This is a genomic window from Vogesella fluminis (genome assembly GCF_014652335.1).
Taxonomy (GTDB): domain Bacteria; phylum Pseudomonadota; class Gammaproteobacteria; order Burkholderiales; family Chromobacteriaceae; genus Vogesella; species Vogesella fluminis.
Genome location: NZ_BMYP01000056.1, coordinates 1 through 10,293, shown reverse-complemented (window position 1 = coordinate 10,293; position 10,293 = coordinate 1). Strand labels below are relative to the sequence as shown.

General features: G+C 56.4%; 6 protein-coding genes. 1 reads left to right on the top strand and 5 read right to left on the bottom strand.

Annotated elements, in window-relative coordinates:
* A partial coding sequence (locus tag IE083_RS15895) for a hypothetical protein (protein WP_229799775.1) occupies positions 1 to 213 on the top strand: 213 nt, incomplete at its 5' end.
* Positions 214 to 626: 413 nt separating this feature from the next.
* Here the strand turns inward: IE083_RS15895 and IE083_RS14490 are convergent.
* The 5 genes from IE083_RS14490 to IE083_RS14470 form a co-directional block, all read right to left on the bottom strand.
* Positions 627 to 2,048, bottom strand: a complete 1,422-nt coding sequence (locus IE083_RS14490; protein ID WP_189354744.1) for an HlyD family type I secretion periplasmic adaptor subunit — start codon at positions 2,046 to 2,048, stop codon at positions 627 to 629.
* Positions 2,049 to 2,057: 9 nt separating this feature from the next.
* The gene (locus IE083_RS14485; protein ID WP_189354742.1) at positions 2,058 to 4,211 is read right to left on the bottom strand and encodes a type I secretion system permease/ATPase; all 2,154 of its coding nucleotides are present in this window, start codon (positions 4,209 to 4,211) and stop codon (positions 2,058 to 2,060) included.
* 1,097 nt (positions 4,212 to 5,308) lie between these two features.
* Positions 5,309 to 7,618 (bottom strand): ATP-binding protein, encoded by a 2,310-nt coding sequence (locus tag IE083_RS14480; protein WP_189354740.1) that lies wholly within the window; start codon positions 7,616 to 7,618, stop codon positions 5,309 to 5,311.
* Between the two features lie 2 nt (positions 7,619 to 7,620).
* A complete protein-coding gene (locus IE083_RS14475) occupies positions 7,621 to 9,060 on the bottom strand; it encodes a metallophosphoesterase family protein (RefSeq protein WP_189354739.1) in 1,440 nt (479 codons plus the stop codon).
* Positions 9,061 to 9,875: 815 nt separating this feature from the next.
* The gene (locus IE083_RS14470) at positions 9,876 to 10,067 is read right to left on the bottom strand and encodes a hypothetical protein (protein ID WP_189354737.1); all 192 of its coding nucleotides are present in this window, start codon (positions 10,065 to 10,067) and stop codon (positions 9,876 to 9,878) included.
* Positions 10,068 to 10,293 lie beyond the last annotated feature (226 nt).

The window sequence follows — 10,293 nt, the reverse complement described above, 5'->3', positions numbered from 1 at the left end:
CCTTTCGCTTGTCAGGACGAGATGGTAACGGCTGGCGAGGGACTTATGGGTAATGGAATGCGCTATGCCTTCTTGCCGTTTCATGGCATTTCCGACCTGGGTCAGGTTAGAGTTGTTAATGTAAACATGCTGATTTATTTCACCGTTGAACAAATTTATAACTTGCAGCTTTCGCTCAAAAATTTCCGAGACGTCGACACTGAAAAACACTAAGCCGATAACACTTTATACTGACTCAGCCAAATAACATTACTGCTACTCGAGCCATTCTAGATGTCAGGCATAGATTTCTCACGCCAAAATCGAAAAAGATACTATCCCACAAAACATTAGAGAACACCTTGTAAAATAAAACGACATAAAACATAAAAAACATAAAAAACAACTAGTATCATCATCCAGTAAAACTGGCTTCAACAAACACGAAGATGGCGCACCATCAATTAACGTCTCAGCACCGCAAGCACCATTAGCATTAGAAAGCAATGTAGATTTACAAACAAAACCCAGCACACAAAGATCAGCCACCAATCAAAAAAATCTCATAGCTCTCCCAACCCAAGAGAATTCTCAAAAAAATCAGAAAAATAATAAATAGTAAAATTAGTCATATCTTTCAGCTAGCTCTACTTCTCCCTCATCCCCTCCCCCGCATATTCCCTCAGTGGGCTCAGGAAGTAATCGATCACTCGCCGTTTGCCGATTTTCACCTCCGCGCTCACCGCCATGCCAGAGGTGAGATTCACCTTAGTGCCATCGATGATCAGGTGGGTCTGGTTGAGCTTGATGCGCGCCTGGTAGACCAGCCCCTTCTTCTCGTCCTGCATGGCGTCATGGCTGACGGTGTCGACCTTGCCTTCCAGGTAGCCGTAGCGGGTGTAGGGGAAGCTTTCGATCTTGACGGTGGCGGGCTGGCCCGGTTTGACGAAGCCGATGTCCTTGTTTTCGATCTGTGCCTCAACTTCCAGCGTTTCGTTGTCGGGCACGATGGCCAGCAGGGGCTGGGCTTCGGTGACGACGCCGCCGACGGTGTGTACGGCGAGTTGCTGCACGGTGCCGGCCACCGGCGCGGTGAGCGTCATCCAAGCTTGGCGCTGGCTGGATTTGCTGGCGTCGGCGCTGTATTGGGTGATCTGGTCGCGGGCACTGCGCAGCTGGTCGAGCGCTTCGCGGCGGAACTCGGCGGTCAGCGCCTGTAGTTCCTGGCGCTGGTTGGCGATGGCGGCCTGGATTTCCTGCAGCCGGCTCTGTTGTACCGCGAGATCACTTTCCTGGGTGATGCGGTCTTGCTGTTTTTCCAGGTAGGCGTGGCGGGAGATGAAGTTGCGCTCTAGCAGATTCTTGTAGTCTTGTTCGCGGCCCTGGGCGATCTGGGCGGTGGCGTCGAGCTTGGTGACCAGTTGGCGGGTAGTGGCGAGTTCGGCTTCGCGCTGGCGTAGCGTAGCGCCGAGCGCGTCACGCTTGGCGAGGTAGGCGCGCCATTGCCCGACGGCGAGGGTTTCCTCGGCCAGCCGCTGGTTCTCGGTCACGCCATCTAGCGCGCCCAACCGAGGCAGCTGGCCGCTATCGAGCGCGTCCAATAGCGCTTGGTAGCGCAAGGTGGCGAGGCGGGCGGTGTCCCGCGCCTCGCCGGCCTTGCGCACATCGGTGCCGGCGCCGACGCCGTCGAGTTCCACCAACAGTTGCCCGGCCTTGACGTGCTGGCCGTCCTTGACGTGAATGGTCTTGACCACGGCGGTTTCCAGCGGCTGGATGATCTTGGTGCGCCCGCCGGTGATGGTCTTGCCGCCGGCGACGGCGACGATGTCGAGCTGGCCGACGATGGCCCACAGCAAGGCAACGCCGAACAGCCCGACGATGATGCGCATACTCCAGCGCGGCAGCGGCGAGACTGGGGTGTCGGTCAGTTCGAGGTGGGCCGGCAGAAAGGCAAGTTCGTCGTCGCGCCGGGGCGGCGGGTCGAGGGTGTCGCGGATATCCCAGCTGGCCTTGAAGGCCAGACGGTAACGTTGAATGAGATCGTTCAGTCCCAGCAGCAGATGTTTCATGGCGGCCCCTTATCCTTGCTGCAGGCTGTGCAGGTGGGCGTAGTAGCCCCCCGTTTTACGAACAAGCTCATCGTGCAGGCCGCTTTCCACGATCTGCCCTTTATCCATGGCCACGATGCGGTGCGCATGGCGCACGGTGGACAGGCGATGGGCGATGATGAGCACGGTGCGGCCTTGGCAAATGGCACGCATGTTCTGCATGATTGCGCGTTCGGACTCGTAGTCCAGGGCGCTGGTGGCTTCGTCAAGGATCAGGATGCGCGGGTTGCTGACCAAGGCACGGGCAATGGCAATACGCTGACGTTGGCCGCCGGACAGATTGCTGCCATGCTCGCCAACGATGGTGTCGTAGCCTTCGGCCAGCTCCATGATGAAGTCGTGTGCGCCGGCCAGTCTGGCGGCCTGAATAACGCGCTCCAGTGGCATACCGGGGTCGGCCAAGGCGATGTTGTCGCGTACGCTCTGGTTGAACAGCAGGTTTTCCTGCAGCACCACGCCGATCTGACGGCGTAACCACGCCGGATCAGCCAAGGCCAGGTCGTTACCATCAATCAGGACCCGGCCACGTTCCGGTACATACAGGCGTTGTACCAACTTGGTAAGCGTGCTCTTGCCCGAGCCGCTGCGGCCAACGATGCCGATGATTTCGCCCGGCTTGATGGCGAGGCTGAGGCCTTTGAGGATTTCCGGGCCATCGGGGCGATAGCGGAAACCGACATCGTCAAACTGGATCTGGCCTTGAATGGCCGGCAAGGCGGCACGGCTGGCGGAAAGTTCGGTACGGGTATTGAGAATATCGCCCAGGCGCTCTACCGAAATACCCACCTGCTGGAAGTCCTGCCACAACTGGGCCAGACGGATTACCGGGGCAGCTACCTGGCCGGCCAGCATATTGAAGGCCACCAGTTGGCCCACGGACAGCTGGCCTTCGATGACCAGCCGGGCACCTAACCACAGCGTGGCTACGGTTACCAGCTTCTGGATCAGTTGCACGCCATGCTGGCCGATATTGGCCAGCCGCGTGACACGGAAACTGGCCGCCACATACGCCGCCAGTTGCTTGTCCCAGCGCCGTGTCATGTGAGGTTCTACCGCCATGGCTTTGACCGTGGCCATGCCGCTGACCGACTCCACCAGAAAAGCCTGGTTGTCGGCACCACGGGCGAACTTGTCGTCCAGCCGTTGACGCAATAGCGGGGTCAGGGATGCAGACCAGATGGCATAGCACGGTAGCGAGACCAGCACGATTAGGGTGAGCCAGCCGCTGTAGTAGAACATCACCGCCAGAAACACTACCGAGAACAGCAGATCCAGCACCGTGGTCAGCGCCTGACCGGTAAGGAAGTTGCGGATGTTCTCCAGCTCGCGCACGCGCGCTACCGTGTCACCAACCCGGCGCGCCTCGTAATACGCCAGTGGCAGTGCCAGCAGGTGGCGGAACAGGCGGGCTCCCAGCTCGACATCGATACGGCTGGTGGTGTGAGAAAACACATAGGTACGTAGCGCTGACAGGACTATGTCAAACAGCGAGATCACCAGCAGGCCAACGGTAATGACATCCAGCGTGGTAAAGCCACGATGTACCAGTACCTTGTCCATCACCACCTGGAAAAACAGCGGCGTAATCAGGGCAAAAAGCTGTAGTACCAATGACACTGCCAGCGTTTCCAGCAACAGGCGGCGGTATTTGACAATGGCAGGGATGAACCAGGTAAAGTCGAATTTGGACAGCGACCCGGCCACCGAGGCACGCGAGGCCATCATCAACAACCTTCCCTGATAGCGAGCGGTGAAGTCCGCTTCTGACAGCACCAACGGCCTGCCGGCCTTCAGGTCATGCACCAGGTATTTGTCACCCTCTACCCGCGCCAGGATCAGGTGCTCTCCGTCATCACGCATGACCATGGCGGGCAGGTTGACGCGCGCAAGACGCTCCAGCGGTTGCTGGACAAACGATGTCTTGAGGGAAAGCGACTTGGCCGCCAGCAATAAGTCAGTTTCCGTGAAGCGGTTGCCATTGACAGCAAACTGGTGGGCCAGTTGGTCCGGGTCGGCGGCGACCCCGTGGAACTGTGCCAGTAGCACTAGCCCTAGCAGCCCTAAGTCTTGCGGGGTCGTTTGACGATCTGCAGCGAATGGAGGTTCAGAAGGAGGAGAAGCCATGTTGCACAATGAGTTCAATGACATTGCACTCATTGTTTCAAGACAGACACAAATATTCAATATAAATATGTCATACAAAAATCAAATGGCAACTTTTGTGGCAAATTGTCAATTTATATTTAAGTAAATGCTTAAATTTTGCATTGCTTTACTGGCTCCGTACCATGCTGTCGATGCATTCTCCAGCCCAACTTAGCGCGCCCCCTGCAACATAGAGACTCACCAGGGGCTCCAGTCGATTGCTACGCTACCGGGTCGAACATTCCGTAGCTGTAACGAAAGGGCTGTCCTGTATTGCCTTGGCAGCACGAATAGACCGCTTAAAGCATGTTAGCGGTCTAATAGCATGCGACCACTTTGGCTAAGTTGCTGTCAGTGACAAACTGAGTCTCTGATCAAGAGTCCTGCGATAGTCCATATAAAAACACCCCAGCCGGAGCCGAGGCGTAAATATTACTGCTAACAAATCATGAACATAGCAGGAGCAATCTCATACGGAAATATGTGCATTTTTACTCCATATAAGGCCAGTTATCACCTTTGTCACGCGTATGCTAAAGAGAGTCCCGAACTTGCCCTCGGCTACTGCCGTGAAGCGCTTCGTCGCTATGACAAGATCGGTCGGACCGACGGTGACACCAATGAAATCATCGCTCAGATTCGACAACTAATCTCGTGGCTTGAGGAAAGGTGATGCCTACAATGCCGACTCCTGGCCGGGGCACCTCGTGCCAGCCTACGGCTGTACTCGGCCACAAACCGTCGCTCGCATGCACCGTCGTACGGTCATTCGAGCGACCGCTCCGCATCGGTCAGCGGCCGTAAAGGAAGCTTAGCGATATGTCGTCGCGCGATAAACAGGGCTAGCCTCATTGTCAGTCAGCCTTGAACCGGGTCAAAAAGCCCGCTGTGACCAGAGTACGAATCATATAAACCAAGAAGGGCAGATGACGACGGATGAGCGGAGTGGTCGCCAGCGGTTGAGCTGGAACTCCGGCGTCTGGAGTTGATAGTTGCACCGCGAGGGTAGCCGTGGGCGAGGGCGGGATCTCGCCCCCAGCCGCACAGCCTCGGGTCGGGTCAAACTTTTCCACCCACTACTTATGACCCAGCATATCGAAGCGTACGTAAAACTCGACCGGGTCGTCGGACACCTTGAAACAATCCATAAGCGCGGGCGGAACAGGTACAAAGATTTTGTTCTTCGTCACGATCGTTGTCGTGATCAATGGACATCCCCCTGCTGCACCTGCGTTCCTGGCGCCGCGAAGTTCGATATCGTAGTAAAGATTCTGCGGCGAGTTGGCTAACCCGAACAGAAATACGATCCGTCGCCCGGCCCATGCAACTTGTGTCGAATGGGGGAACGTAAAGAAATCCCGTTCGAGCTGGAACAGTCGGTCAGAGAGTGCCAGGAACATACGGTGATTATTGAGTTGAGCGACTTCCCTGTCCGTAGTCAACAGTCTCTCCCTCAACTCTGTGTCGAGTCGAAGAATTGGAGATCCCGCCATTGGAGCCGAGATGGCCTGGACAGGCTCCGGACTTACCGCTGCATTGACCACGTCGTTCAGTACATTTTCGACGTTGCCGACGACATCGCTACTGACTCGCTGTGTTTGAGCGGAGCTCACCTGTGCGGCGGCGGTCAAAACCTGGCCCAGTTCCACTTTCCCCGCGAGATATTCCGCGAGTAAAGGCTCGAGTTCGCCCCGGTCGTCCATCTCCAGGCGGTACAGTTCACGTCGTCTCGCAAGCGTTTTCTGAAGAGCGTCGAGTCCCGCCCGTTGCGACGAAGGGACAAACGCCTTGATCTTGTCATAGATGTGGACGCGTACAAAATCCTTTGTCATGCCATCGCCGACATCTGGCGTTGCTTCTATGACGCGGAGCAACGCCTGCACTGCGCCCCACGACCTCGACAGCCTGATGATCAGACGCTCTCCGACCATCTCGGTCAACATCGGCACGTTGTAACCGATTTTCACCCATTCGACCGCGACTTCGTCGATGAGATAGTCCGCTCTCAGCACGCGCGCTATCGAGAAAGTAAGCGATACCTCTTCCCATGTGAGCTCGCTCGGTGCGTAAGTAGCGAGCACTGTGGCAGTCTGGGGAATCTCTTTCAGTTGAACGATCTCGTTGAGATATCGATTTTGTAGTTCGCGTCTCGGACTTTGCTGACTCACCCGGACCAGTGGATTATCTTCGCTGGAAAAGGTGTTTATCGTGTCCGGGTCCTGGCCCGCGTACCAGTGCAGATCGACGTTCGGAAAGGCTTCCCGCAGTTTGCCAAGTTCGACGCGGTTGTCCCCCGGGCTCATTTGTATGCTTACGCGGTTTGCCCACTGAATCCGGTTCAGGATAAGCAGATGCTGCTGGAACAGCGGCAGACTGTCGGCAAGGTCTGTGTCTTTGATTGCCTCGCTCAGAGCCTCCTCGAGAGGCGGGACAAGCTGCGACGATGTCTGGATTGACTCCCTCGTCAAGGCTTCGCGGCCGGCCGTCGGGGTAAGGAAAGGGAAATCAATATAGCCACCAAGCTGGTAGTACGTGGGCAGGGGTGCCGGGGCCAGGCCGAATCTGGATCGAAGTCCCATGATTTGTCCTGCGCCCTGCCGAAGCCACATCCCGCCGGCCGACGGCCTTCCGTCAATGGCGAAGTTCTCGGCAACAACGGCTATCTGTCTTCCGTCGCTGAGCAGGTTTGCGTCGAAGGCTGTGCCGCCAACGCAGATGTGTTCCTTGCGCGCCAACAACCGCCAGCCCGCTCCGATTCCTGCAGCTTCGCGGGGATCCTGCTGGCTAAGTAGCTCGCCATTGAAAACAACGGGAATCGTGAGGAACTGGACAAAGGGCCTCAGGTAATTTCGCAATGCGTCGACGTTGAGGGGTGCTGACGGGCTGATATCTGCCGTCAACGTGGTTCCAACAGGGAGTGGCGAATCGATCGGCTCCATTGAAATGCAGTCCGACCCGATCGTCAGTTCGCTCTTGACCGCAACAGTGCGAATCCCGGTGTCAGAACCGGATTCCCGCGTGTCTACCTGGAGCCGTTCACAAACACCAAAGTTCGCCATCGCACCGATGCCAAATGTGCCGATGACGCCCGCAGCCCGAGCCTCGTCATTGTTTTTGCCCGATGAGCCGGCACGCCAGAAGTTTTCCCGAAGCACCTGCTCTGACATGCCGATACCTTCGTCGCAGATCTCAATGCGCTGGGGCGTGGCCGTGATCTTCACCGAAAATTCGGACGGGCTACGCCCTTCCTTGCTAGCACGTATGAGTACCGCGTCATAGCCGTTCTGCACATTTTCACGGGCCATGGCATACGGCGAATCATAGATTTGCTTGGACAGAATCTCGAGAACTCGCGTCGTCTCGACCTGAAATGGAATTTTTGACATTATCAATTCACCCCGACACGCGCTTTAGCTGTTTCAACACTGATCCGTACTGCGGCATCTTGATTGTTTGCAACGGCTTCCTGAGCAATGAATTCTCTCAACGCCGGTTTTTCGCCCAACAGGTACAGCGCTTCACACAAGGCGATGATTTCCGGGTTGGATTGCGGCACGGTGCAGAACTCGCGGATGCCCGCCCAGTCACCGATGGATGTCAGCGCTTCAAGTGCGACTCGCCGCGCATACGGCTCGTCAGGATATTTTCCCGCGAGCTTGGCCGCACCCTGGGCGTCACCCGCCCGGAGAAGTTCCGCCGCCTCTCCCGCTGCCTGAATCGGAGAGATGAGCCGCACAGCCATCGTCATCTCAAACGTCATGCTCGAACCTTCGAATTCGGGTACATAAGCCGCACCCCAGACGGGCAGACTGAACGAGTTATTTGTCATTTCGCGAACGTGTAATGCTCCAGAGCTTTTTTCACGGTCGATGGTAACGACATTGTAAGATCGCCGTCTGCCGGTAGGGAGGCTTTGCGGACCGCCACATAGCGTACCCGCACTGAGCACCGTGAGCGCTCGCTTCTTGTCCGCAGTGAACCGGTGCTCAAGGTATTGAGGGCGATGCTGATGGCCGTGCAGGCCAATTGAAAAATGGCCATCCATTAACGTCTGCAGGAACTCCGCGTCGAGATAGTCGGAGTCTTTCGGGCCGCCTGCCAGGTTGTGATGCCAGACGGCAATCGGCAGACGCCCCTTTTTCACGTAGGCCGCGACCTCACGGGTAACGCGGGCAACGTTGTCGGGATGGATTCGCGCCGAGCGGTTAAAGAGATCGTTATCGGCGCAACTCGACAGCCCGGCAATCACTACGCCCAGGTCAGGAAAGTCGTGCAGCGAAAATTGGGCAGCCGGATCAACCGAGAACTCGCGTCTGCCTTCATAGAACGTCTTAAAGAACAACGCGAAGGGTTCCATCCGGCGGTTGTATTCCTCGGGACTCACAATTCGCCGAAGCGCGAACTCAGCCCACACCCAACGCCAGGCACTGGTCTCAGAAGCGAGTTCGCGAGCAAGCATCTTGCGCTTTTCAGATTCGGTCGGCAGGTCTGCCGTTTCCGTTGCGCGCATCACGTGAGGATGACTTACGTCGTGATTTCCCGGCACCAGAATCACCCGCTCGCGGTCACCGGAGAAGAACGTGTCTGCCAGGCGGGCGAGGAAGTCATGGGCCTCATCATATTGCCGCTTTAGCGCCGCGTCGCTGTCCGCGTCGCTGGTATTGACACCGTAAACAATATCGCCGCTGACGATTGCAAGATCAGGCGTCGGGAGGCCTTCATTGACATAGCGTTCCCTGTCAAGGCGCAATGACTCCAACAATGATTCCGTTGTTATCCTGCTTCCCGAGTCCCGGTGCAGATCAGAAATATGCAGGAGGCTAATCATATTTGATCGAAGGTTTGTTGTTAGAGACTTAGCGTGTGGTGCAAAATTATCGCATACGTGAAGAAAAAATCGCACGCCTGCATTGAAATGAACCCGTGTTACTCTAAAGAGGGCCTTTGTAAGCTCATCGTTATCCCCCGCCGTCCAGAGCTAATCTTTGAATGTGTTGAGCCTAGTGACTGCCGCCTTCCACTTAGCCCGCATGTCGGGGGTCTCTCAGTTTAGGTTGGAAATTGTTTTGCCCGGGGCAGTTTTGACCAGTTCCGCTGTTGTCAACTTGGCCATCCCTGCGGCAATGTCGGCGGCCAGCCTCTCTCCCCGTGTTTTTTCACTCATGTCACTTTGCTCCTGGAACAGATCGCGAGCAAACTATCGCCTCAACCGGCAAACTTGTCGAGTCGGCAGAAGATTATTCAAAGTCCCGGCCCATGCCACAGTCGGCGGCGACGTCTAAGGAGGTCAATCCCTTTCGGTCCTGCCGCGCGAGGAAGGGGGTTTTTCTCGGCGGTGCTGCAGCCGACGCTGCGTGAGCGAATGACTGTTGGACTTTTGAGAACGGCCCTTGACGTCGCTGCGATCTGAATGACAGTAACGGGTCGGGAGCTGTCCTAGACGGCAACTGAAAGCGGTCATCCTCGGTTAACCAGGCGACAAGGGCAGCTGACAGTCGGATACCGGCCGCTCCATCCGATCTAGCAGAACGTCGGCTTAGGCCGATGCTCTGACCACTTACGCACTTGACGGGCTGAAATGCACCGGCTCTTGCTTGTGGGCAATCTCTGAAGTAGTCATCGTCACGGTTCCTTGGCATCTGCCTACAGCTTTACGTATCGCCAGGTATTCAGACCAAGTGCCTTGCCGTAGTGCTTGGCTGTTTCCTTGTCTGTCAGCTGCGGCACTTTCACCAGATCCAGCTCGTTGATCAGCTCGAAGCCTTTGCTTGCATCTGCTGTGTCGTAGACGTACCAGCGGACAATGTTCTCAGTGGTGGCTAGGACGTAGCTCATGAATTGAATCCCTTACGGCATAAATTCGAAAATCATAACATCGTAGTCGCAAGGTTTGGGAAAATGGATCGAGTCGTCTTTGATAGCAGGGCAGGATTGCCTACAGGAGCCGGGGCAGTCCACCTGCCAGTGGGTCGCAGCCACTGGTCAGAGGCTAACTGCTAACGGATAGCGTCCGTCAAGGTGGTGTAAATTTCAGGGCCGAACTCCGGTCCGGTTTTCCAGG